The organism is Cupriavidus agavae (assembly GCF_004217045.1).
GTDB lineage: Bacteria > Pseudomonadota > Gammaproteobacteria > Burkholderiales > Burkholderiaceae > Cupriavidus > Cupriavidus agavae.
The window spans coordinates 36,177-58,352 of the sequence record NZ_SGXM01000011.1; the positions used below are offsets into that span (position 1 = coordinate 36,177).

At 67.7% G+C, this 22,176-nt stretch carries 17 protein-coding genes and 2 riboswitches; of the genes, 10 read left to right on the top strand and 7 right to left on the bottom strand.

The genetic code is table 11. From position 1 onward, the window contains the following. Positions 1 to 121 precede the first annotated feature (121 nt). The 6 genes from EV147_RS23720 (at position 122) to EV147_RS23745 (ending at position 6,901) form a co-directional block, all read left to right on the top strand. Positions 122 to 1,273, top strand: a complete 1,152-nt coding sequence (locus EV147_RS23720) for a branched-chain amino acid ABC transporter substrate-binding protein (protein WP_130393679.1) — start codon at positions 122 to 124, stop codon at positions 1,271 to 1,273. 341 nt (positions 1,274 to 1,614) lie between these two features. Further along, entirely contained in the window at positions 1,615 to 1,956 is a 342-nt protein-coding gene (locus EV147_RS23725; RefSeq protein WP_130393680.1) for a DUF6402 family protein, read from the top strand. 115 nt (positions 1,957 to 2,071) lie between these two features. Further along, the gene (locus tag EV147_RS23730; RefSeq protein ID WP_130393681.1) at positions 2,072 to 2,305 is read left to right on the top strand and encodes a hypothetical protein; all 234 of its coding nucleotides are present in this window, start codon (positions 2,072 to 2,074) and stop codon (positions 2,303 to 2,305) included. A 122-nt stretch (positions 2,306 to 2,427) separates the two neighbouring features. Continuing rightward, positions 2,428 to 4,395, top strand: a complete 1,968-nt coding sequence (locus tag EV147_RS23735) for a tetratricopeptide repeat protein (protein ID WP_198680347.1) — start codon at positions 2,428 to 2,430, stop codon at positions 4,393 to 4,395. Between the two features lie 167 nt (positions 4,396 to 4,562). Then, entirely contained in the window at positions 4,563 to 5,786 is a 1,224-nt protein-coding gene (locus tag EV147_RS23740; protein ID WP_198680348.1) for a cation:proton antiporter, read from the top strand. Further along, positions 5,786 to 6,901, top strand: a complete 1,116-nt coding sequence (locus tag EV147_RS23745; RefSeq protein WP_130393683.1) for a YbdK family carboxylate-amine ligase — start codon at positions 5,786 to 5,788, stop codon at positions 6,899 to 6,901. Before EV147_RS23740 ends, EV147_RS23745 begins: the two co-directional genes overlap by 1 nt. Positions 6,902 to 6,929: 28 nt before the next feature. Here the strand turns inward: EV147_RS23745 and EV147_RS23750 are convergent, their stop codons facing one another. The 6 genes from EV147_RS23750 to EV147_RS23775 all read right to left on the bottom strand — a co-directional run bounded on the left by EV147_RS23750 (position 6,930) and on the right by EV147_RS23775 (position 14,447). Next, entirely contained in the window at positions 6,930 to 7,676 is a 747-nt protein-coding gene (locus EV147_RS23750; protein WP_130393684.1) for an MBL fold metallo-hydrolase, read from the bottom strand. A 49-nt stretch (positions 7,677 to 7,725) separates the two neighbouring features. Beyond that, a complete protein-coding gene (locus tag EV147_RS23755) occupies positions 7,726 to 9,102 on the bottom strand; it encodes an L-serine ammonia-lyase (protein ID WP_130393685.1) in 1,377 nt (458 codons plus the stop codon). Between the two features lie 119 nt (positions 9,103 to 9,221). Continuing rightward, complete coding sequence (gcvP, locus tag EV147_RS23760; protein WP_130393686.1) at positions 9,222 to 12,146, bottom strand: aminomethyl-transferring glycine dehydrogenase; 2,925 nt, start codon at positions 12,144 to 12,146, stop codon at positions 9,222 to 9,224. Positions 12,147 to 12,219: 73 nt separating this feature from the next. Then, entirely contained in the window at positions 12,220 to 12,600 is a 381-nt protein-coding gene (gene gcvH / locus EV147_RS23765; RefSeq protein WP_130393687.1) for a glycine cleavage system protein GcvH, read from the bottom strand. 113 nt (positions 12,601 to 12,713) lie between these two features. Further along, positions 12,714 to 13,841, bottom strand: coding sequence for a glycine cleavage system aminomethyltransferase GcvT (gene gcvT / locus EV147_RS23770; RefSeq protein WP_130393688.1), 1,128 nt, complete (start codon positions 13,839 to 13,841; stop codon positions 12,714 to 12,716). Positions 13,842 to 13,927: 86 nt separating this feature from the next. Further along, a riboswitch (glycine riboswitch) is annotated at positions 13,928 to 14,048 on the bottom strand. A 21-nt stretch (positions 14,049 to 14,069) separates the two neighbouring features. Beyond that, positions 14,070 to 14,165, bottom strand: a riboswitch (glycine riboswitch). 57 nt (positions 14,166 to 14,222) lie between these two features. Next, complete coding sequence (locus EV147_RS23775; RefSeq protein WP_130393689.1) at positions 14,223 to 14,447, bottom strand: glycine zipper 2TM domain-containing protein; 225 nt, start codon at positions 14,445 to 14,447, stop codon at positions 14,223 to 14,225. 291 nt (positions 14,448 to 14,738) lie between these two features. On the opposite strand from EV147_RS23775, the gene EV147_RS23780 reads away from it, so the two are divergent. The 3 genes from EV147_RS23780 to EV147_RS23790 all read left to right on the top strand — a co-directional run bounded on the left by EV147_RS23780 (position 14,739) and on the right by EV147_RS23790 (position 19,250). Further along, positions 14,739 to 16,829: a UvrD-helicase domain-containing protein gene (locus tag EV147_RS23780; protein WP_130393690.1), complete on the top strand. Its 2,091-nt coding sequence runs from the start codon at positions 14,739 to 14,741 to the stop codon at positions 16,827 to 16,829. Positions 16,830 to 17,173: 344 nt separating this feature from the next. Continuing rightward, positions 17,174 to 17,905, top strand: coding sequence for a response regulator (locus tag EV147_RS23785; RefSeq protein ID WP_130393691.1), 732 nt, complete (start codon positions 17,174 to 17,176; stop codon positions 17,903 to 17,905). 4 nt (positions 17,906 to 17,909) lie between these two features. Beyond that, the gene (locus EV147_RS23790; protein ID WP_235844973.1) at positions 17,910 to 19,250 is read left to right on the top strand and encodes an ATP-binding protein; all 1,341 of its coding nucleotides are present in this window, start codon (positions 17,910 to 17,912) and stop codon (positions 19,248 to 19,250) included. 9 nt (positions 19,251 to 19,259) lie between these two features. Here EV147_RS23790 and EV147_RS23795 read toward each other — a convergent pair whose 3' ends face one another. Beyond that, complete coding sequence (locus tag EV147_RS23795) at positions 19,260 to 20,435, bottom strand: ABC transporter substrate-binding protein (protein ID WP_130393692.1); 1,176 nt, start codon at positions 20,433 to 20,435, stop codon at positions 19,260 to 19,262. Positions 20,436 to 20,662: 227 nt separating this feature from the next. On the opposite strand from EV147_RS23795, the gene hemN reads away from it, so the two are divergent. Beyond that, a complete protein-coding gene (gene hemN / locus EV147_RS23800; RefSeq protein WP_130393693.1) occupies positions 20,663 to 22,129 on the top strand; it encodes an oxygen-independent coproporphyrinogen III oxidase in 1,467 nt (488 codons plus the stop codon). Positions 22,130 to 22,176 lie beyond the last annotated feature (47 nt).

The window sequence follows — 22,176 nt, forward strand, 5'->3', positions numbered from 1 at the left end:
AGGGGACGGCGATCCCGACCCTGCCGCGCACCACAGGAACGGCCCGGCGCTGCCAACGCCGTGCCGCGAATATGCCGACAACGGCACCATATGGCACCCGATTGGGACCCAAGGAGAACTGATGAGCTCGACATTCCGCAAGACGGCCATGACCGTCGCCATGGCCGTCGCCGGCCTGACCGCCGCTTCGGCTGCTTTTGCCCAGGCCCAGGAAATCAAGCTGGGCTACGCCGGCCCGCTGACCGGCGGCCAGGCGCAGTACGGCAAGGACATGCAGAACGGCATCGTGCTGGCGATCGACGACATGAACGCCACCAAGCCCAAGATCGGCGGCAAGGAAGTCAAGTTCGTGCTGGTCTCCGAGGATGACCAGGCCGACCCGAAGACCGGCTCGGTGGTGGCGCAGAAGCTGGTGGACGCCGGCATCCAGGGCATGCTCGGCCACTTCAATTCGGGCACCAGCATCCCGGCCTCGATGGTCTACAACCGTGCCGGCATCCCCCAGATCGCCATGGCCACGGCCCCCGAGTACACCCGCCAGGGCTTCAAGACCACGTTCCGCATGATGACGTCCGACACCCAGCAGGGTTCGGTGATCGGCGCCTACGTGGTGAAGAAGCTGGGCGCCAAGAACATCGCCATCGTCGATGACCGCACCGCCTACGGCCAGGGCCTGGCCGACGAGTTCGAGAAGGCCGCCAAGGCCGCCGGCGGCAAGATCGTGCGCCGCGAGTTCACGAACGACAAGGCCGTGGACTTCAAGGCCGTGCTGACCAACATCAAGCGCAGCAACCCGGACATCATTTTCTACGGCGGCGCCGAGACGCAGTCGGCCCCGATGGCCAAGCAGGTCAAGGAACTGGGCATGAAGGCCCCGCTGGTGTCGGGCGAAATGTCGAAGACCGACAACTTCCTGAAGCTGGCCGGCAATGCCGCCGACGGTACCGTGGTGTCGCTGGCCGGCCTGCCGCTGGAGCAGATGCCGGGCGGCGCCGCCTACGAGAAGAAGTACGAAAAGCGCTTCGGCTCGAAGGTCCAGACGTACTCGCCGTACGCCTATGACGGCGCCACCGCGCTGATGACTGCCATGGTCAAGGCCGGCTCGGCCGACCCGGCGCGCTACCTGCCGGTACTGGCTGCCACGAGCATGCAGGGCGTGACCACCAAGACGCTGGCCTACGATGCACGCGGCGACCTGAAGGACGGTGGCATCACCGTCTACAAGGTCGTGGGCGGCAAGTGGACCGTGCTGGAGACCGTGGGCGGCAAGTAAGCCACCCACCCCGCTCGACGCGGGCCGGACGGCTTTCCTCCGTCCGGCCCGCGGGTAGAACTGACGCCACCCGGGCGATGCCCGCGGTGGCGTTTTTTGTCTGGCGGATCGCATTCAGACATTTAAGCGATCACCGATTGCCGCCCGGCAGCCCGTGCCGCTAGCCTGCTCCGCTGAGCCGTCGCCCGATGGCGATGGGAGGCGAAGATGGCAGTGTTCCATGCGGATGACACGTATGAAGGATGCCCGGGAGGCCGGGACAGGAAGATTCACGCTTTCAGCAACGCCCTCAAGAGTTTCTCGCTGGCCAGAATCCACCTTCCGAGAATGAGGGGGCGGCCATGAGCGTTGCCTCTTCAGAGTTGAGTCCGAGAACGAAAACGCAGGGGAAGACCGTTCGGGTCGAAACGCTCTATCTCGACGAGATCCCGGGCGCCATGGACAAGATGGGATGGAAGGTGTCTGCGGCATGGAGCCGTGATCGATGCCTGTCCAAGGCTGAAATCGCGGCTTACATGGGTCTGCCCTTCCGGTTGCGAAGTCTGACGTTCGCTGGCTTCGTCCCCGTGCGGAACGCTGACTTCCGCCGATGGCAGAACGTCCGGAACGAAGGCGGCGACTTTTTCGTCTTTTCCGATATCCATTGGGCCGATCCGCGCATCAATCATGTGGCATTGCCTTAAGCGTCATTGGCCTGTGTTTCTGCTTGGCGCGTGGCCTCTATTTGTCTTGAGTCTCGCCCGGCAAGGCGTTTCATTCGAGCCAGATTGCTGGAGCCCGAACCGGGAGTACTATCTGGTGACCAGGGAAAGCTGGTTATCCAAGGTTTTCTTCACGAGAGACCGTGAAGAGGGCTGGATACTCGTTTTCGATAAGTACGGCCATCTCCACCACCGCTATGAAGGGTCGATCGCCCAATTTGGAGGGCCATCCTGGTTCAAGGATAGCGTCATCATCACCGCAGACCCCGGCGCGGTGATCACACTTCCCACGGATGCGGTCGGCAACGGCCCTGATCGACGATGCTTCTGATTCGCCGCGCGTCCTCACCCCACCCCAATTTCCCCCGTCAACCCCAATCAACCCCCAATCTCCCCCTCTCCTCCGCGAAGCAGGTCACGCCAATGGCGCATAATTCCGCTTTTGCAGAATTCATGAAGGAGCGGACCTTGCAGGATGTCCGTTACGACCAAGCCATTGCGCTGGCCAACGCCGGCCGCCATGACGAAGCATTGCAGGTAGCCGACCAGCTGTGGGCGGCGCATCCCGAAGTTGTCGACTATGCCGCGCTGCGCGCGCAGATCCAGTCCGATCGTGGCGATGTGGCCGCGGCGCTGGCTGCGCTCGACGAGGCCATGGCGCGGCTGCCCGAGCTGGCGCTGGCGCCGATGCACCGCTGGGCGTCGCGCGGGGCGCTGGCGCATATGTATGGCACGCTGCTGATGCGCGAGGGCCGCGATGCCGAGGCGCAGCCGTGGCTGCACGAGGCGGCGCGCCGCAACGGGCTGGCTACCGGCGAGTGGGCCGCGCATTTCTATGCCGGCTTCGTGGCATTCCGCCTGAACGATTTCGCGCTGGCCGGCCGCTACTGGCACGACCTGCTGTACCGCGCGCCGGACCTCGGTGCCAGCGACATCCTGCCGCTCGTGCAGGACTACGTGGCGCGCAGCGATGCCGCCGGGCAGCCCGGCGAGCCACTGCTGCGGATCTGCCTGGGCCGGATCGCGCTCGACTCCCCGGAACTGCTCGATCTGACCCCCGCACAGGGCGACTCCCTGGCGGCGGCGCAGGCCGAACTGGTGCTGGCGACGCAGCCGGACCATCCGGAAGCCCGCCGGCTGCGCGCCCCGCTGCGGCTCGGCGCGGACCCGGCGGCAGCGCTCGACGACCTGGAGACCTACCTGCGTCAGCGGCCCGATCCGCTCGCGCAGGTGCGCGCCCTGACGTGGCGCCACCAGGCCAGTTCGGCGGCCGGTGCCACTGCCCCGGCGCAGCCGGCCTGGACTGGCTTCGCCATGACGGCCGACGCCGACGACGGCGCGCTGTACTTCCAGGCCGCGGCGGCGCTGGGCGCATTCATCGACGAGGTGCCTGCCGCGCAGCCGGCGCTGAAACCCATGCTGGAGGCCACCTGCCGCAAGGGGCTGGCCTGCTTCGAGGCGTATTTCGCGACGGGCGAGGGCGATGCGCAGGGCCACGGCGGCAACGCCGATCCCCACCTGTATTCGCTGCTGTGCCGGCTGCTGGCGCGCACGCTGCCCGCCGATGCCGCCCATCTCGAAGAGAAGGTTGCGCTGCACCAGAAGGGCATGGCGGCCAGCGATTTCATCGATCACTGGGTCGACATGCTCGACGCCTACGCCTCGGCCGGCGAGCACCAGAAGGTGGTGGACCTGGCCGGCGAGGTGCTGAACCGGTATCCGGTCGAGCGCAACCCGGCTGACGTGAGCTGGGCGTTCAGCCGGCTCGTGGCGGCCTGGGCCGCGATTGGCGGGCGCGAGGCTACGGAGTCGGCCAGCGCCGCGTTGTCACACATGGACGGCCGGCTCGACGCGCTGCCGGTGGAGGCACGCAGCGAGGGTGCGCACGCCATGGCGCATGCACGTGCTCATTACGGCATTTTGCTCGCCAGCGGCATGGCGGCGATGGACGAACACGACCGCACCGACGCGCGGGCCGAACTGGAGGCGCTGCAACGCCGCTCGCTGCTGGTGGAGGATGCCTGGCTCTATGGGCGCTTCGGCCAGATCTGGCGCGACGTCGGTGACAACGACCGGGCGCTGCCGCTGGTCGAACAGGCCGTGGCACTGGGCGGTGGCGATCCGCGCACACAGGCGCAGGCGCGCGTCCAGCGTGCCCGGTTGCTGGCGGACCTGAACCGCCAGCCGGAGGCGCTGACCGACTTCCAGATGGCCTTTGCCGCCCGGGACGACTGGAACGCCGAAACCTGGCTGGTGGCCGTGCAGGCCGCGGTGGCGCTGGGCCAGCGGGAGACCGCGCTGGGCTGGTTCGAGCGGGCCAGGGCACTCGGGGCCGAGGCCGGTGCGACGCGGGGCCTGTACGCCAAGACCGAGGCCGCCCTCAAGGCCACCCGGCCAAAGTGGAAGGTCTGGGGCGTCTGAGGCACAGCTGTGTGACCCGCCGCACGAGACTATTCTCAATTTGAAAGACCTACAAAAGCGCGATCGCAGGAGATCGCGCTTTTTCTTTTGGAAAGACCGGCGTTGGCTGCATGATAGAAAAAGTGTCGGACAAGCACTGACACTTTGAAACGTGTCCTTCCATTACCATGTCGCGCATGAATGGATTGAGCCAACTTTTCCCCTCGCTGCCATTGGCACCGGGCGGCCTGTTCTGGGTGGGCCTCGCGCTGGTAGGCGCGGGCCTGGCCGGAGAGGTCTGCCGCCGCTGGCTGCGCTGCCCGCGTATCGTCGGTTACGCGGTGGTCGGGCTGTTCGCCGGCATGCTCGGCCGCAGCATCGTCGACGACAACATGATCGCCCAGACCCGGGTGCTGATCGACATGGCGCTGGCCCTGGCGCTGTTCGAACTCGGCCACCGGCTGTCGCTGTCATGGCTGCGTGCCAACCGCTGGCTGCTGTTCACGAGCGCCGCCGAGAGCCTGCTGACCTGGGGGCTGGTGGCCACGGCGCTGCAATGGCTTGGCGCGTCGCCGGGCGTGGCGATCCTGGCCGGTGGCATCGCGGTGAGCACCTCGCCGACCATCGTCCTGCAGCTCAAGAACGAGTTGCGCGCCGAAGGGCAGGTCACCGAGCGCCTGATGGCGATGTCGGCGCTGAACTCGATCTACGCGGCGGCCATCGTCCAGCTGGCCACGGGCTGGCTCCATTCCGAATACGGCAACCTTGGCGCGGCGCTGCTGCATCCGCTGTATCTGCTGGTGGGTTCGTGCCTGCTGGCGTGGGTGGTGGGCAAGGTCGGCCATGCGATCTATGCCCGGATGTCGGCTGACGATCACTACAGCTTCCTGGTGCTGGTGGGGCTGGTGCTGTTCACGCTGGCGCTGACGCGGGTGCTGAAGCTGTCGATGCCGCTGACGCTGATGCTGGCGGGCGTGGTCTTCAAGCACCAGGACCGCCAGCCGCATGTGTGGCCGACGCACTTCGGCAGCGCCGGCAGCCTGCTGATCATCGTCATGGTGGTGTCGCTGGGCCTGCCGCTGACGGCGCAGGACTGGATCATCGGCGGCTCGCTGGCCGTTGCGCTGGTCGTGCTGCGCCACGTGGCCAAGCTGGTGGGCGTGGTCTCGCTCGGTTCGTTCTCGGGGCTCAGCCTGCGCCAGGCCATGGCGCTGGGTCTGGCGCTGGCGCCGATGTCGGGGCTGGCCTATCTTCTGATGAGCGACGTGGCGCGCCTGTATCCGGGCACCGGTGCGCCGCTCGCTTCGATCATCCTTTGCGCGCTTGCCATCGAGCAGCTGGCGGGCCCGATCATCGCGGCGTGGGCGCTGCGCTACGCGGGCGAGGCAAGGAACAATGGAGGAGGGCGCTGATGTCGCTCGAACCGTTCGCCCATTCCGAGGCGCTGACCTTTGGCGTGGAGCTGGAACTGCAGCTCGTCAATCGCCATGACTATGACCTGGCGCCGTTCGCGCCGGACCTGATCCGCGCGCTCAAGGGTGCCCAGCACGCCGGCGATATCAAGCCCGAGATCAGCCCCTCGATGATCGAGATCAGCACCGGCATCTGCCACAGCTATGCGCAGGCGCTTGAGGAGCTGACCGTGATGCGTGACCTGATGGTCAACGCCTCGCGCGGCCTGAACCTGGGCATCTGCGGTGGCGGCACGCACCCGTTCCAGGTCTGGTCGGACCGCACGATCTCGGACTCGCCGCGCTACCAGTACATTTCCGAACTGTATGGCTATCTGGCCAAGCAGTTCACGGTATTCGGCCAGCACGTCCACATCGGCTGCCCGAGCGCCGACGAATCGCTGTTCCTGCTGCATGCCATCGGGCGCTACGTACCGCACTTCATCGCGCTGGCCGCATCGTCGCCGTACGTCCAGGGCGTGGATACCGGGTTCGCATCGGCCCGGCTGAACTCGGTGGCGGCGTTCCCGATGAGCGGCCGTGCCCCCCACGTGCTGACCTGGGATGGCTTCGAGGCGTACTTCAACAAGATGCGCGCAACCGGCGTGATCGAGAGCATGAAGGATTTCTATTGGGATATCCGTCCCAAGCCGGAATTCGGCACGATCGAGGTCCGCGTCATGGATACGCCGCTGACGGTGCAGCGCGCCTGCGACATCGCCGCGTATATCCAGGCACTGGCGCGCTACCTGCTGCTGTCGCGCCCGTTCATGCCGCAGGAAGACGACTACCTCGTGTACACCTTCAACCGCTTCCAGGCTTGCCGGTTCGGGTTGGAAGGCGAGTACGTGCATCCGAACGAACTGACCCGGATGCCGATCGCGGATCATATTTTGTCCATTTGCGATGCGCTGGAGCCGCATGCCGAGGCGCTCGGCTCGTTGCAGGCGCTGGCCAATATCCGCGCGCTGGCGGCTTCGCGCGACAACGACGCGCATTGGGTGCGTACCGTCAACGACGAAGCGCACAGCCTGCGCGACACGGTCCGGCGTACCTGCGAAGCCTGGGAATCGTAGAAACTTTAAATCGGGCGATTCCGGCGCATCATGCGCCGTGCGGCACGGTAGCGCCGTCGCGGCCCGACACCAGGCCCAACTGCTGGTTGGCGGGCACCGCGATATCGATCAGCTTCGGACGCGGCAGGTTCAGGCTGCGCATCATCGCGATGAACTCCTCGCGCGAGCGGCCCGCCACCCGGCTGTTCGTGGCGCGCTCGGCGCCGATGGTCGAGACGGTCCGGCCCTTGTAGTCATGGGCCGGATAGACCTGGGTGTCATCCGGCAGGCGGAAGAGTTTCTGCGTCAGGCTGTCGAACAGCGTCCCTGCATCACCGGACTGGAAATCGGTCCGCCCGCACCCGTCGATCAGCAGCGCATCGCCCGTGAAGATCCGCCTCGCAATGCCGCCGGCGGTTGATTCCTCCCAGAGATAGCTCATGCTGCCGGCCGTATGGCCCGGCGTGTGCATCGCACGCAATTGCTGGCTGCCGAAGGTCAGCGTGTCGCCGTCGATCAGCTGTTTCCGGGCCGGCTTGATATCGCAGCCCGACGGGGCGGCGGTACTGGCGCCGGTCAGCGCGGCAAGGTGGCCGGCCGAGGTGATGTGGTCGGCGTGCGCGTGAGTCTCGGCGATCCAGACCAGCCTGGCGCCGGTCTCCTTGACCACGGCCAGGTCGCGCTCGCACTGGCGGTCGACCGGGTCGATCAGCACGGCCTCGCGCGTGGCGGCATCGATCAGCAGATAGGTGAACGTTGAGGATACGTCGTCGAATAGCTGGTGGAAGGTCTGCATGGCCGTTTTCTTATTTTGGGACTTCCATCATAGACGCCGCACGCGACGGTCAGCATTCGACGATATTGACCGCCAGCCCGCCCCGCGCCGTTTCCTTGTACTTGGTCTTCATGTCGGCCCCGGTTTCGCGCATCGTCTTGATCACCGAGTCCAGAGACACGTAGTGCGTGCCATCGCCGCGCAGCGCCATGCGCGCGGCGTTGACCGCCTTGACCGACGCCATGGCATTGCGCTCGATGCACGGAATCTGCACGAGGCCGCCCACCGGGTCGCAGGTCAGGCCGAGATTGTGCTCCATGCCGATCTCGGCGGCGTTCTCCACCTGCTCCGGGGTGCCGCCCAGCACCGCGGCCAGCGCGCCGGCCGCCATCGAGCACGCCACGCCGACCTCGCCCTGGCAGCCGACCTCGGCACCCGAGATCGACGCGTTGAGCTTGTAGAGCAGCCCGATGGCGCCGGCCGTGAGCAGGAAGTCGACCGCGCCCTGGCGGTTGGCGCCGGGCACGAAGCGGTCGTAGTAGTGAAGCACCGCCGGGATGATGCCGGCGGCGCCGTTGGTCGGCGCGGTGACCACGCGTCCGCCGGCGGCATTTTCCTCATTGACGGCCATGGCGTAGAGGTTGACCCAGTCCATGACCGAGAGCGGATCGGACAGCGTCCGCTCGGCGCGCAGCGTCAGGTTGCGGTGCAGTTCGGGCGCGCGGCGCTTGACCTTGAACGGGCCTGGCAGTTCGCCGTCGGTCCGGCAGCCGCGCTCGACGCATTGCTGCATGACATCCCAGATATGCAGCAGTCCGTCAGTGACCTCCGCCTCGGAGCGCCAGGTCAGTTCGTTCTCCATCATGAGCTGGGCGATCGACTTGCCACTGGCCTGCGCCATGTCCAGCATCGCCCGCCCGCTGCGAAACGGATGCGGCAACTGCCGCTCGGCCGCCTGCAACTGCGTGTTCGGCGCCCCGGCCGTCACCACGAAGCCGCCGCCCACCGACAGGTAGCGCGCCTCGCGCAGCGAGGTGCCATCGGCGTCGTAGGCGTGGAACTTCATGCCGTTGGGATGCTCGGCCATGGCCTCGCGGCGATAGAACACAATGTGCTCGCGCTCGACAAACGGCACCGTGTGCTTGCCGAGCAGCGTCAGCAGCTTTCCCTGGCGCAGCGCCCGCAGCTTGCCGTCGATTTCCTCGGGATCGACCGTGTCCGGTGCCTCGCCCATCAACCCCAGGATCACGCCCTTGTCGGTGCCGTGGCCCTTGCCCGTGGCGCCCAGCGAGCCATACAGCTCGGCACGCACGCTGGCCACCTGCGGCAGCAACCCGTCACGCTCCAGTCCGAGAGCGAACATCAGGGCGGCCCGCATCGGTCCCACGGTGTGCGAACTCGACGGACCGATCCCTACCTTGAACAGATCGAAGACACTGACTGCCACGGCTGACTCCAGATGCGAAGACGGCGCGCCGCCGGCACGCCGTCAGAGCCGCACCCGCTCCGGAACAGTCCGGAGACGGGGCGGCGGGGACATGTTTTGTTATCGACGGCCGGAGGGGCTTATTCCCCTTCAGCGTACGCGCTGATCGGTACGCAGGAACAGAACAGATTGCGGTCGCCATACACGTTGTCGGCCCGGCCGACCGGCGGCCAGTACTTCTGCGTGCGCAGCGACGCCACCGGATAGGCGGCTTCCTCGCGCGTGTACTTGCGCGTCCACTCGTTGGCCGTGATCACGTTGGCCGTGTGCGGCGCATGCTTGAGCGGGTTGTCCTCGCGGTCGAAACTGCCGTCCTCGACGCGGGCGATCTCGCCACGGATGGCGATCATCGCGTCGATGAAGCGGTCCAGCTCGGACAGCGCCTCGCTTTCGGTCGGCTCGATCATCAGCGTGCCCGGCACCGGGAAGCTCATGGTCGGGGCGTGGAAGCCATAGTCCATCAGGCGCTTGGCCACGTCCTCGTTGGTGATGCCGGTGCTCTTCTGCAGCGGACGCAGGTCCAGGATGCACTCGTGCGCCACCAGTCCGCCCTGGCCCGCATACAGCACCGGGTAGTGCGGCGCCAGGCGCTTGGCCACGTAGTTGGCGGTCAGGATCGCGTTCCCGGTGGCGGCGGTCAGGCCGCTCGCGCCCATCATGGCGATGTACATCCACGAGATCGGCAGGATGCTGGCCGAGCCGAACGGCGCGGCGGAGACACCGCCGATGCCGTTGTCGTCGCGGCGATAGCCAACGCTGTCCTGGTTCGGCAGGAAATCGGCCAGGTGCGCGCCCACGGCTACCGGACCCACGCCCGGTCCGCCGCCGCCGTGCGGAATGCAGAACGTCTTGTGCAGGTTCAGGTGGGAAACATCGCCGCCGAACTGACCCGGCGCGGCCACGCCGACCATCGCGTTCATGTTGGCGCCATCCACGTACACCTGCCCGCCGTGCTGGTGCACGATGTCGCAGATCTGCTGCACGCCCTGTTCGAACACGCCGTGCGTGGACGGGTACGTGATCATGATCGCGGCCAGGTTCTTGCTGTGCTGCTCGGCCTTCTTCGCCAGATCGGCCAGGTCGACGTTGCCGTTCTCGTCGCAGGCCACGACCACCACCTTCATGCCGGCCATCTGGGCCGACGCCGGGTTCGTGCCATGGGCCGACGACGGAATCAGGCAGATGTCGCGGTGGCTCTCGCCACGGCTGGCGTGGTAGGCATGGATGATAAGCAGGCCGGCGTACTCGCCCTGCGAGCCGGCGTTCGGCTGCAGGCTCACGGCGGCGTAGCCGGTGGCGGCGCACAGCATCGCCTCCAGCTGGTCGATCATTTCGCGGTAGCCCACGGTCTGGTCGAGCGGCGCGAACGGGTGGATGTTGCTGAACTCGGGCCACGTCACCGGCAGCATTTCGCTGGTGGCGTTGAGCTTCATCGTGCACGAGCCGAGCGGGATCATCGTGCGGTCCAGCGCCAGGTCCTTGTCGGCCAGCGAGCGCAGGTAACGCAACATTTCGTGTTCGGCGTGGTGCGTGTTGAACACCGGGTGCGTCAGGTAGGCGCTCTGGCGCGCCAGCGCGGCGGGGAATCCGTCGGCGACCGCGGCTTCCACCTCGTCGAACTTCGGCACCGGCTTGCCGTGGGCGAAGATTTCCCACAGGGCCACCACGTCCTCGCGCGATGCGATTTCGTCGAGCGAGATGCCGATGCGCGTGCCACCGGCATGGCGCAGGTTGATGCCGCGCTGCGTGGCCGAGGCGTGGAAGGCGTCGGTGTTGAAGCCGGTGTCGAGCGTGATGGTGTCGAAGAACGTCGCGTTCAGCGGCGTGTGGCCGAGCGTCTTCAGGCCGGCGGCCAGCGTGGCGGTCAGGCGGTGCACGCGCTGGGCAATCCGCCTGAGGCCCTGCGGACCGTGGTAGACCGCGTACATCGACGCCATGATGGCCAGCAGCGCCTGCGCCGTGCAGATGTTGGACGTGGCTTTCTCGCGGCGGATGTGCTGCTCGCGCGTCTGCAGTGCCAGACGATAAGCCTTGTTGCCCTGCGCGTCGATCGTCACGCCGACCAGGCGGCCCGGCATCGAGCGCTTGAACTCGTCGCGCACGGCCATGTAGCCGGCGTGCGGGCCGCCGAAGCCCAGCGGCACGCCGAAGCGCTGCGTGTTGCCCACGGCCACGTCCGCGCCCCATTCGGCGGGAGCGGCCAGCAGCGTCAGCGCCAGCAAATCGGCGGCGGCCACCACGCGGGCGCCGCCGGCATGCACGGCCTCGGCGATGGCGCGGTAGTCGACCACGTCGCCATTGACGCCCGGGTACTGCAGCAGCACGCCGAACGCCTCGGCCTTCGCAGCCTCGGCAGCGGGGCCAACCTTGATCACGATGCCCATCGGCTCCGCGCGGGTGCGTACCACCTCCAGCGTCTGCGGCAGCACGTCATCGGCCACGAAGAACGTGTTCGAGGCGTGCTTGTTGACGCGCTGCAGCAGCGTCATGGCCTCGGCGGCGGCGGTGCCCTCGTCGAGCATCGACGCATTGGCGATGTCCATGCCCGTCAGGTCGGTCAGCATCTGCTGGAAGTTCAGCAGCGCTTCGAGCCGGCCCTGCGAGATTTCCGGCTGGTACGGGGTGTAGGCGGTGTACCAGGCCGGGTTCTCGAACACGTTGCGCAGGATCACGCCCGGCGTCAGCGTGTTGTAGTAGCCCTGTCCGATGAAGCTCCTGAGCACACGGTTCTTGCCGGCCAGGCCGCGCAGTTTCGCCAGAGCGGCTTCCTCGGTCAGCGGAGCGGTGAATTCGCCCAGCGACATGCCGTCGCGGCGAATGGCGGCGGGCACCACGGCGTCGATCAGCGCGGCAGTGCTGTCGAAGCCGAGCAGGCCGAGCATGTGTTGCTGTTCGGCGGCATCGGGGCCGATATGGCGGGCGGCGAAGGCGTCGCGCGCCTCGAGTTCGGCCAGCGTGGGCCGTGCACCTTGGGCGGCAGCGTTCATGGAAAGCGGGGCGTTCATGGCAAGGAGATCTCGTGGAGCACCGGGCGGCAGGTGGTCAGCCTGCGCCCGGCGGCATCGGACAATCGGGCGGTCAGGCGCCGACGCTGGCCTTGTAGGCGTCGACGTTCATCAGGCCGTTCACATCGTCGCCGTTGGCCGGCTTGATCTTGAACAGCCAGGCGTCGAAAGCGTTGGCGTTGACCGATTCCGGCGAGGCCGAGGCGGCATCGTTGATGGCGATCACTTCGCCGGCCACCGGGGCGTAGATGTCGGAGGCCGCCTTCACGGACTCGACGACGGCCAGCGCGTCACCGGCGCCGACCGACTTGCCCACTTCGGGCAGTTCCAGGAAGACGATGTCGCCCAGCGCGTCCTGCGCGTGGTCGGTGATGCCGATCGTCAGCGTGCCGTCGGATTCGACGCGCACCCATTCGTGCGACTCGGTGTACTTGAGGTCAGCGGGGAAATTCATGAAGGTTCTCCGGGATACAGTGTGTTTCTTGTTTCATTCACCCGGCCCGCGGCATCTGGGCTCGCGCGGGACGGGCGGAAGGGCGACCGTTGGGTGTGAAGCCGGGCGATGCCTCAGCTCACGAGTGCCTTGCCATTGCGCACAAATGGCAGTTTAACCACAGTCGCGGTCAGTTTGCGGTCGCGGATCTCGACCTGGACTTCGGCGCCGGGCGCGACGTCCTTCGGCAGGCGGGCAAATGCAATGGATTGCGACAGCGACGGGCTGAACGTGCCGCTCGTGATCTCGCCGTCGCCGGAGGGGGTGACGACCTTCTGGTGCGCGCGCAGCACGCCGCCCTTGTCGCGCAGGATCAGGCCCACGAAGGTGCGCTTCTGGCCGCCGGCCACCAGGGCGGACTTGCCGGTGAAGTCGCGCTCGCTCTGCAGGTCGACGGTCCAGGCCAGGCCGGCGTCGAGCGGCGAGGTGTGGATGTCCATGTCCTGGCCGTACAGGTTCATGCCGGCTTCCAGGCGCAGCGTGTCGCGCGCGCCCAGCCCGGCCGGCTTCACGCCGGCCGCCGAGAGTTTTTCCCAGATGCCGGCGACGTTCTCGGCCGGCACCACCAGTTCGAAACCGTCCTCGCCGGTATAGCCGGTGCGGGCCACCATCAGCTCGCCCATGCCGGGGTCCTGCACCACGAGCGCGTTGAACGGCTTGAGGGCGTCGGCAGGCTGGGTCGAGGGGAAGGCGGCGTAGACCTTGGCGCGGGCGTTGGGGCCCTGCACGGCGATGATCGCCAAGGCGCTGGTGCCGGCCGGTGCCACGTCACCGCGGCGCGGGGTGATGGCCACGCCGCTGCCCGTTTCGGTGTTGCGCGACTGGATCCATTCGATGTCGCCAAGGGCCGTGCTCGCGTTGACCACGAGCCGGAAGTGATCCTCGGCGAAGAAGTAGACGATCAGGTCGTCGATGACGCCGCCCTTCTCGTCGAGCATGCACGAGTAGAGGGCCTTGCCGGGGGTCTGGAGCTTGTCGACGTTGTTGGCGAGCAGGCCGCGCAGGAACGTCCGGGTATTGGGACCGTGCAGGTCCACCACGCACATGTGGGAGACGTCGAACATGCCGGCGTCGGAGCGCACGGCATTGTGTTCCTCGATCTGGGAGCCGTAGTTGACCGGCATGTCCCAGCCGCCGAAATCGACCATGCGGGCGCCGAGGGCGCGGTGGATGGCGTTGAGGGGCGTGGCCTGGAGCGTCATGGATATCCTCGGGCGATTCGAAAACGAAAAAAGGGTCATCCGCCGCAGCCCGGCCGCACCAATGTGCGATCCGGTCCGCTGCGGCGGATGACCCCTCTGTCCTCGATACCTGAGAGATTACGAAGCCTCAGGCTCCGTGCGCCCCTTCGGTGGACATGCTCGCCGGTGATCAAGACGCGGCGGATGTCGCTCTCCAGAGTGCGGCATGCATCGTGTGCATGTTGCATGCCGATCCGGCCAGTCCATGGTGCCTGAGAGTTTTCGGGTGATTCCCCTTCGGCGGCGCAAATCGATGATCGGTGCGCGCTCTCCCGGCCAGATGCGCGTGAATGTACGGGAGCGGTCTGGCTTTGTCAAACCGCCCCCGCAAGCCACGCCCGGTCAGCGGTTGTCCTTGGTCACGACATTGCCGATCACGCCGCCGGCGGCCGCGCCGCCGATCGTGCCAAGCGCGCTGCCGTTGGTCAGCACGGCACCGCCCAGGGCGCCGGCACCGGCGCCGATGGCCGTGTTCCGCTGTTTCGGGGTCATGTCCGCGCAACCGGCGAAGCCCGCCAGCGTGACACCGATCAGCGCGACTTTCGAAAGGGTGCGAAGGGTTTTCATGATTGGCTCCTTTGTTTGTCGTGGAGAGTCATCGATTCGGGATTGCCGGGCCGGGGAAGAGGTCCCGCCGGCGCGGCCGTGTCGGGAAAGAGGCAAACTCCATGCCCCCGAGGCGTGCCCGAAATGGCCGATTTACGATTGTTACCAACGTGAAACGGGTACTGTCGGACGGCTCCGGACAACCCTGTCAGCGGGCGCCCCGCGTGTTAGCATCGTCGCCTTTGGCGCGGGTCTGCCCGCGTGCTTCTTTCGCCATTCCCGGGCGCTCGCCCCGCATCCCTTTCCCGCCCCATGACCCACGGACTCAACGCCGCGCAATCCGAAGCCGTTCGCTATCTGGACGGCCCCTGCCTTGTGCTGGCGGGTGCCGGCTCGGGCAAGACGCGCGTGATCACGCAGAAGATTGCGCACCTGATCGAAGACAAGGGGTTCGAACCGCGCCACATTGCCGCCGTCACGTTCACCAACAAGGCGGCCAAGGAGATGCAGGAGCGCATTGCCAAGCTCATGGACGGCAAGACCACCCGCGAAGGGAAGCGAATTCCACTCAAGCAACTGACGGTTTGTACGTTTCACTCGCTCGGCGTGCAAATTCTTCGCATGGAAGCCGCACATGTGGGTCTGAAGCCACAATTCTCGATCATGGACTCGGACGACTGCTTCGGGCTGGTCCAGGAGCAGCTTGGCACCACCGACAAGAAGCTGATCCGCAGCGTGCAGAGCACGATCTCGCTGTGGAAGAACGGCATGGTCGATCCGGAAACCGCGCTGGCGCAGGCCGCCGATGCCGATGAACACCAGGCCGCGATGGTCTACCGCAACTACGTGGCCACGCTCCATGCGTACCAGGCGGTGGATTTCGACGATTTGATCCGGCTGCCCGCCGAGCTGTTCGCACGCGACGAAGCCGTGCGCCTGAAGTGGCAGAACCGGCTGCGCTACTTCCTCGTCGACGAATACCAGGACACCAACGCCTGCCAGTACCAGTTGCTGAAGCTGCTGGCCGGCGGCTCGCACCTGCGCGCGCCGGCGTTCACGGCCGTGGGCGACGACGACCAGGCGATCTATGGCTGGCGTGGCGCCACGCTCGACAACCTGCGGCTGCTGCAGAGCGATTTTCCGGACCTCAAGGTCGTCAAGCTCGAACAGAACTACCGCTCGACGGTGCGCATCCTGGAAGCCGCCAACGCGGTGATCGCCAACAATCCGAAGCTGTTCGACAAGAAGCTGTGGTCCGAGCACGGCATGGGCGACGCCATCGCCGTGCACCCCATGAACGACGAGGAACACGAGGCCGAATCGGTGGTGTTCCGGCTCTCGGCCCACAAGTTCGAGCGCCGCGCGCAGTTCCGCGACTACGCGATTCTCTATCGCGGCAACCACCAGGCGCGGCTGTTCGAGCAGATCCTGCGGCGCGAGCGGATTCCGTATGTGCTCTCGGGCGGCCAGAGCTTCTTCGACAAGGCCGAGATCAAGGACATCTGTGCCTACCTGCGGCTGATTGCGAACCCCGACGACGACCCCGCGTTCATCCGCGCCATCACCACGCCGCGCCGGGGCGTGGGCAATACCACGCTTGAAGTGCTCGGCACGTTCGCGGGGCAGGCCAAGGTGTCGCTGTTCGAGGCCGCGATGATGGGCGGCATCGAGGGCAAGCTGCAGCCGCGCCAGCTGGAGCCGCTGCGCGTGTTCTGCGAATCGATGGTGCGGCTGGCCGACCGGGCGGAGAAGGACCCTGCCACGGTGGTGCTCGACGACCTGATGGAAGGCATCCATTACGAGGCCTATCTCTACGACACCTTCGACGAGCGCCAGGCGCAGTCGCGCTGGACCAACACGCTCGAATTCCTCGACTGGCTCAAGCGCAAGGGCACGCGCCCCGAGGCGCAAGGCGAGGGCGAGGCCACCGGCTTCGACACCTCCGACGGGCTGGCCGACGAAGGCAAGAACCTGCTCGAACTGACCCAGACCGTGGCGCTGATGAGCATGCTCGAAGGGCGCGAGGAAGACCCTGACGCGGTGCGGCTGTCCACGCTGCACGCGTCGAAGGGGCTTGAGTATCCGCACGTGTTCCTGGTGGGCGTGGAGGAGGGCATCCTGCCCCATTCGCGCGAAGACGAGGACATGGGCGACGAGAAGATCGAGGAAGAGCGCCGCCTGATGTACGTGGGCATCACGCGCGCCCAGCGCAGCCTCCAGATCAGCTGGTGCAAGAAGCGCAAGCGCGCCCGGGAGACCTACTCGGTGGAGCCGTCGCGCTTCATCGCCGAGATGAAACTCGAAGACGCCCCGGCGCCGAAGGACGAGACCCCGGCCATGAGCCCGAAGGACCGGCTGGCCGGTCTCAAGGCGCTGCTCGGCAAGCCCGCCGCCGCCGGCTGATGCCGCCGCGCCGGCGCCGGCCTGATACAAGGCCGACAAGACGCCGCCGCACCGCGTGCCTACGATGGGTCCCGCGCATCGAACGTCTCGGCGTTCACTGCGGCACGCCGCGCCCGCCCTTCGGTGCGGTGTGGCTGGGCGCATGCGAGCCCGGCTTCTTCCCTGTTGAACGCTCCCGGATGCGGCAGCACCGGGGGCGTTTTTTTCGCACGGCCCGATGTGCCGCGTGCTGCACGTATCGGCCCTGATACAAAACCGGCATCGGATGTAATAGCCTAGCTGGTACATTGGCCTTCCCCTTTCAGGTCCGGCCCGGGCCGCGCCCTCCCTTCTGCCAGTTCGCCATGGATTTCACTCCCGCCCTGACCACCCGCCTGCTGATCGTCGACGACGATCCCCAGATCCGCACCATGCTTGCCGAGTACCTGGCCACGTTCGGCATGGAAGCCCAGGGCGCGGAAGGGGGGGCCGCCATGCGCGCGGCCATGGCCAGCGAGCAGTTCGATCTGGTGATCCTCGATCTCTCGCTGCCCGGCGAGAACGGCCTGACGCTGTGCCGCGAGATCCGCGACAGCAGCAATGTGCCGGTGATCATGCTGACGGCGCGCGCCGAACTGGCTGACCGGGTGGTGGGCCTGGAGGTCGGGGCCGACGACTACGTGACCAAGCCGTTCGAGATGCGCGAACTGGTGGCCCGCATCCACACCGTATTGCGGCGCAGCCGGGGCGAAGCCCGCCGCGCGGCGCCGGCGGCCACCGGCCACGAAACGCGCTTCGGCATCTGGCGGCTGAACACCACGCTGCGCCAGCTGGTGGATGCCGAGGAGACGGTAGTGCCGCTTTCCAACGCCGAGTTCCGGCTGCTGCTGACCTTCATCGAGAACCCGAACCGCGTGCTCGACCGCGAGATGCTGATCAACAACGCGCGGGGCCGCGATCTCGACGTGTTCGACCGCAGCATCGACCTGCTCGTGTCGCGCCTGCGCCAGAAGCTGCGCGACGATCCGCGCGACTCGGCGCTGATCCGGACCGTGCGCGGCGAGGGGTACGTGTTCACGGGCAACGTGGAGCACTGAGCGCATGGCCGCGGACCCGACTTCGCCGGCCGGCGACGCCATGCCGCGCCCGGCGCGGCGCCGGCGCTTCGACTCGATGTTCGTGCGCGTGTTCTTCGTGATGGCCGCGATCATGCTCGGCGTGCACGTGCTGGGCGTGACCGTGATCGAAAGCCTGTTCCCGCGCCCCGGTTCCGAGCGATACATGGAGCGCATGCGCCGCGCCGTGGCGGAGGCGGAAGCGAACGGCCTGTCGGTGGAAGACGTCCGGCCCGGTCAACCGCTCGAAGGCATCTTCGCACCCCCGGGCGGACCCGGTTTCGGCCCCGGCGGTCCTTACGGCTCTTACGGCCCTTACGGTGCCTACGGCCAGAACGGCGGCGGCCGGTCGGGCGCCCCGCGCGGCGCGGAGCCATTCGATTTCGACGGCCCGCCGCTGCACCTTGACGCCTTCCGCACGCCGCAGCCGGGCGAGCCGATGCCACGCCCGCCGCAGGGCTTCCATATCCGGGGCATCTGGCCGCCGCATCTGGGCCTGCTGTTCCAGCTCGCGGCCATCCTGATGGCCTCGTGGGTGGGCGCGCGGTTGCTGGCGCGGCCCGTGCAGCAACTGGCCAGCGGCGCCAACCGCCTGGCGCAGGACGTGCACGCGCCCCCGCTCGACGAGGAACGCGGGCCGGCCGAAGCGCGCGACGCCACGCGTGCGCTGAATCTGATGCAGCAGCGCATCCGCACCCAGCTTGCCCAGCAGTCGCGCTTCCTGGCGGCCGTGTCGCACGACCTGCGCACGCCGCTGACGCGCATGAGCCTGCGCATCGAGCGGATCGACAGCAATGACGTGCGCTACCGGCTGCGCCAGGACCTGGCCGAGATGAACGGACTGATCGACGCCACGCTGTATTACCTGCGCGAGCGCGACGGCGCCACCGGCCCGCGCCAGCGCGTGGACGTGCTGGCGCTGCTGCAGGCCGTGGTCGACGATGCGCAGGAGACCGGCCAGGACGTGCGCCTGTCTGGCGAGGCCGCGCCGCTGCTGGCCTACCCGGCCGAGTTGCGCCGCGCGGTGGTCAACCTCGTCGAGAATGCGCACCGCTATGGTGGCGCCGCGCACATCGTGCTGGCCGACAGCCCCGAACGGGTGACGATCGATGTCTGCGACAACGGCCCCGGCATTCCGCCCACCGAGCTGCCGCGCGTGCTGGAGCCGTTCTATCGCGTGGAGTCGTCGCGCAGCCGGGCCACCGGCGGCGTGGGCATGGGGCTGTCGATCACGCACGACATCGTGGCGCGCCACGGCGGCGAACTGAAGCTCTCGAACCGGCCCGAAGGCGGCCTGCGCGTCAGCATCACGCTGCCGCGCGTCTAGCGGCACGCGTCAGGCGCGCTGGGGCAGCCCGCTCTTGCCGATCGGCGCCAACTGGACATATTGCGATCCCCGCAGCCCGCGCGTGAAGTCGAGCGTGAAATCGCCCACGTCGACGCGGGCCTGCAGCGCGCGCCGCAGTTCGGCGGGTCCCGGCGCCTTCATGGCCGTGGCCGCACGCGCCAGCCAGGCCGCGCCGATGTAGCCGGCCAGCGTGACGGGCGAGGCCGGCTCGTCGAGGTACTGTTTCATGCGCGCCACGTGCTCCTTGACCACCCGCAACGTCGACTCCTGCGGTCCCGGCGCGATCTGCGTGACCACCATGCCCCCGGCGTAGCCCGCGCCCAGGATCTCGCGCGCCGATGACGGACTGACCGCCGACAAGCCCACCAAAAAGCCGTACCAGTTCCGGGCGGCCAGCGCCCGGCCCAGGCTGCCGTAGGCCAGCGTGTCGCCAGCCACGATCACGGCGCCGGGCCGCGCGGCGGCAATGCGTCGCGCGCTGTCGTCGATGCTGCCCGCCAGCGGCACCGCGCGCGTGCCAATGTCCTTTTCGAGCCGCGCCAGCCAGGGCGTGCCGGCGCCAAGCGCCCCGGCCGCGAAGTCGGGCGAGACCGCCAGCGCGATATTGCGCAGTCCGTAGCTGTGCAACTGGCGCACGGCGGCATCGATCTCGGCCTGGTAGTCGGCGCGCGTGAACCAGACGTTGTCGGCGGCCAGCGCCAGCCCCGAGAGCGGCGCCACCAGCTGCACGCCCCGGCGCGCCAGTTCCGGCGCGTTGGCCAGCGTTGGCAGCAGTGTGTCGCCGATGCCGAACAGCACGTCGGCGCGTTCGTTGTCGGCCAGTGCCACGGCCTGCGCCACCGCGCCGCGCGGGTTCGGATCGGCATCGCGGATCACATGCACGATGCGCGGCGTGCCGGAGGCGGCCCCGGCGGCGTTCACTGCGTCGAACAGTACCTTGGCGCCGGCCACGTAGTCGCGCGCCAGATCGGCCTGCGGCCCGATGCGATCCACCAGATGGCCGACCACGAGCTGGCGCCGCGCCGGCGTGGCAGGCTGGGCCAGCGCCTCCGGCGCGAGGGCGGCCAGCGGCAGCGCCCCGAGCACCCGCAAGGCACGGCGGCGAGCGCCCGGATCGGCGGCGGGCACGCATGACGAGATCGACAGCGGCAAGGTTTGGCGCATGGCTGGGAGCGTGGAAAGTGCGAAGGGGTAGCTGGCCACGGGAGCGTGGAGCCGGGGCCGAGACTATCGGGCGATCGTGACGCTCGCGTGACTTTCGATAGACTCCGAACCCCACCTCGGCGGGGCTGGCTGGCGTAACAAACTGCCGGACTTGATGCGCATCAAAGTTGTACGGGAACGGCGGGCATAGCATCGGTCGTTATCCCCGCATCCACACCGAGACCCCCATGTCCGCCCCCAACACTCCCTCCGCCAGCACGGCGTTCGACCGCCACGCGCTGGCCGACTTCCGCAGCCTGGCCGGCCGCATCGACGGCAACGGCCCGCGCTATACCTCCTATCCCACCGCCGACCGCTTCCATGCCGAAGTCGGCGACGCTGGCTACCGCCACGCGCTGAACGCCTGCCGGGCCAACGCCCCGGCGCCGTTGTCGCTTTACCTGCACATTCCGTTCTGCGAAAACATCTGCTACTACTGCGGCTGCAACAAGATCATCACGAAGGATCACAGCCGCAGCGCGCGCTACGTGGATTACCTGTCGCGCGAGATGGCGATGGTGGCGGGCCAGTTGGGCGAACGCCGCGCGGTCATGCAGTCGCACTGGGGCGGCGGCACCCCGACCTTCCTCGATCCCGGCGAAATGCGGGCCGTCATGGCCGCGCTGCACCAACACTTCGACCTGCTGCCCGAAGGCGAGCACGCGATCGAGATCGACCCGCGCCGCGTGACCGATGACCGCATGGCGCTGCTGGCCGAACTCGGTTTCAACCGGATCAGCCTCGGCGTGCAGGATTTCGATCCCGAGGTGCAGCAGGCCATCCATCGCGTGCAGTCGTTCGAGGAGACGCGTAGCGTGGTGCTGGCCGCGCGGCGGTTGGGCTTCCAGTCGGTCAGCATGGACCTGATCTACGGGCTGCCCCACCAGACCACCGCGCGCTTCAACGCCACGGTCGACCGCACGCTCGAACTGCACCCGGACCGGCTCTCGGTCTACAGCTATGCCCACCTGCCGCACGTGTTCAAGCCGCAACGCCGTATCGACGCCGCCGCGCTGCCGCCCGCGGGCGAGAAGCTCGACATCCTGGTGTCGACGATCGAGCGCCTGACCGCCGCCGGCTATATCTATATAGGCATGGACCATTTCGCGCTGCCCGGCGACGATCTGGCGATCGCGCAGCGCGAGGGCCGGCTCCAGCGCAACTTCCAGGGCTACGCCACCCACGCCGGCTACGACCAGATCGGGCTTGGCGTTTCGGCCATCGGCGCCGTGGCCGGGCACTATGTGCAGAACGCCCGGACCACCGACGAGTACTACGCCGCGCTCGATGCCGGGCGCCTGCCGACCGTGCGCGGCTTCGAGACATCCGCCGACGACCACCTGCGCCGCGCGATCATCGGCGCGCTGATGTGCAACGGCACGCTCGACATTGCCGCCGTCGAGGCCGAGCACGGCATCGACTTCGCCACGGTCTTCGCGCCGGAACTGGCCGACCTCGACCGGCTGGCCGAGGACAACCTGGTACGCCGCACCCCGGCCCGCATCGAAATCACCACGCTGGGCCGCCTGCTGGTGCGGCGCGTGGCGATGGTATTCGACCGCTACCTGCGCGCCGACGCGGCACGCCCGCGCCCCGCGCCGGCCGCCAACGACGCCAAGGCGGTCCCGATCGCCCGGTACTCCCGCGTCGTCTGACGCCCGGGCACCCGAGGAGCCCAAAGCAAAAAGCCCGCGATTCGCTT

Coding starts and splice junctions, on each gene's coding strand:
- EV147_RS23745 (WP_130393683.1), top strand. CDS start 5,786: ATGTCGCTCGAACCGTTCGCCCATTCCGAGGCGCTGACCTTTGGCGTG.
- EV147_RS23780 (WP_130393690.1), top strand. CDS start 14,739: ATGACCCACGGACTCAACGCCGCGCAATCCGAAGCCGTTCGCTATCTG.
- EV147_RS23725 (WP_130393680.1), top strand. CDS start 1,615: ATGAGCGTTGCCTCTTCAGAGTTGAGTCCGAGAACGAAAACGCAGGGG.
- EV147_RS23795 (WP_130393692.1), bottom strand. CDS start 20,435: ATGCGCCAAACCTTGCCGCTGTCGATCTCGTCATGCGTGCCCGCCGCC.
- EV147_RS23720 (WP_130393679.1), top strand. CDS start 122: ATGAGCTCGACATTCCGCAAGACGGCCATGACCGTCGCCATGGCCGTC.
- EV147_RS23775 (WP_130393689.1), bottom strand. CDS start 14,447: ATGAAAACCCTTCGCACCCTTTCGAAAGTCGCGCTGATCGGTGTCACG.
- EV147_RS23740 (WP_198680348.1), top strand. CDS start 4,563: ATGTCGCGCATGAATGGATTGAGCCAACTTTTCCCCTCGCTGCCATTG.
- hemN (WP_130393693.1), top strand. CDS start 20,663: ATGTCCGCCCCCAACACTCCCTCCGCCAGCACGGCGTTCGACCGCCAC.
- EV147_RS23790 (WP_235844973.1), top strand. CDS start 17,910: ATGGCCGCGGACCCGACTTCGCCGGCCGGCGACGCCATGCCGCGCCCG.
- gcvP (WP_130393686.1), bottom strand. CDS start 12,146: ATGAACGCCCCGCTTTCCATGAACGCTGCCGCCCAAGGTGCACGGCCC.
- EV147_RS23750 (WP_130393684.1), bottom strand. CDS start 7,676: ATGCAGACCTTCCACCAGCTATTCGACGACGTATCCTCAACGTTCACC.
- EV147_RS23735 (WP_198680347.1), top strand. CDS start 2,428: ATGAAGGAGCGGACCTTGCAGGATGTCCGTTACGACCAAGCCATTGCG.
- gcvH (WP_130393687.1), bottom strand. CDS start 12,600: ATGAATTTCCCCGCTGACCTCAAGTACACCGAGTCGCACGAATGGGTG.
- EV147_RS23785 (WP_130393691.1), top strand. CDS start 17,174: ATGGATTTCACTCCCGCCCTGACCACCCGCCTGCTGATCGTCGACGAC.
- gcvT (WP_130393688.1), bottom strand. CDS start 13,841: ATGACGCTCCAGGCCACGCCCCTCAACGCCATCCACCGCGCCCTCGGC.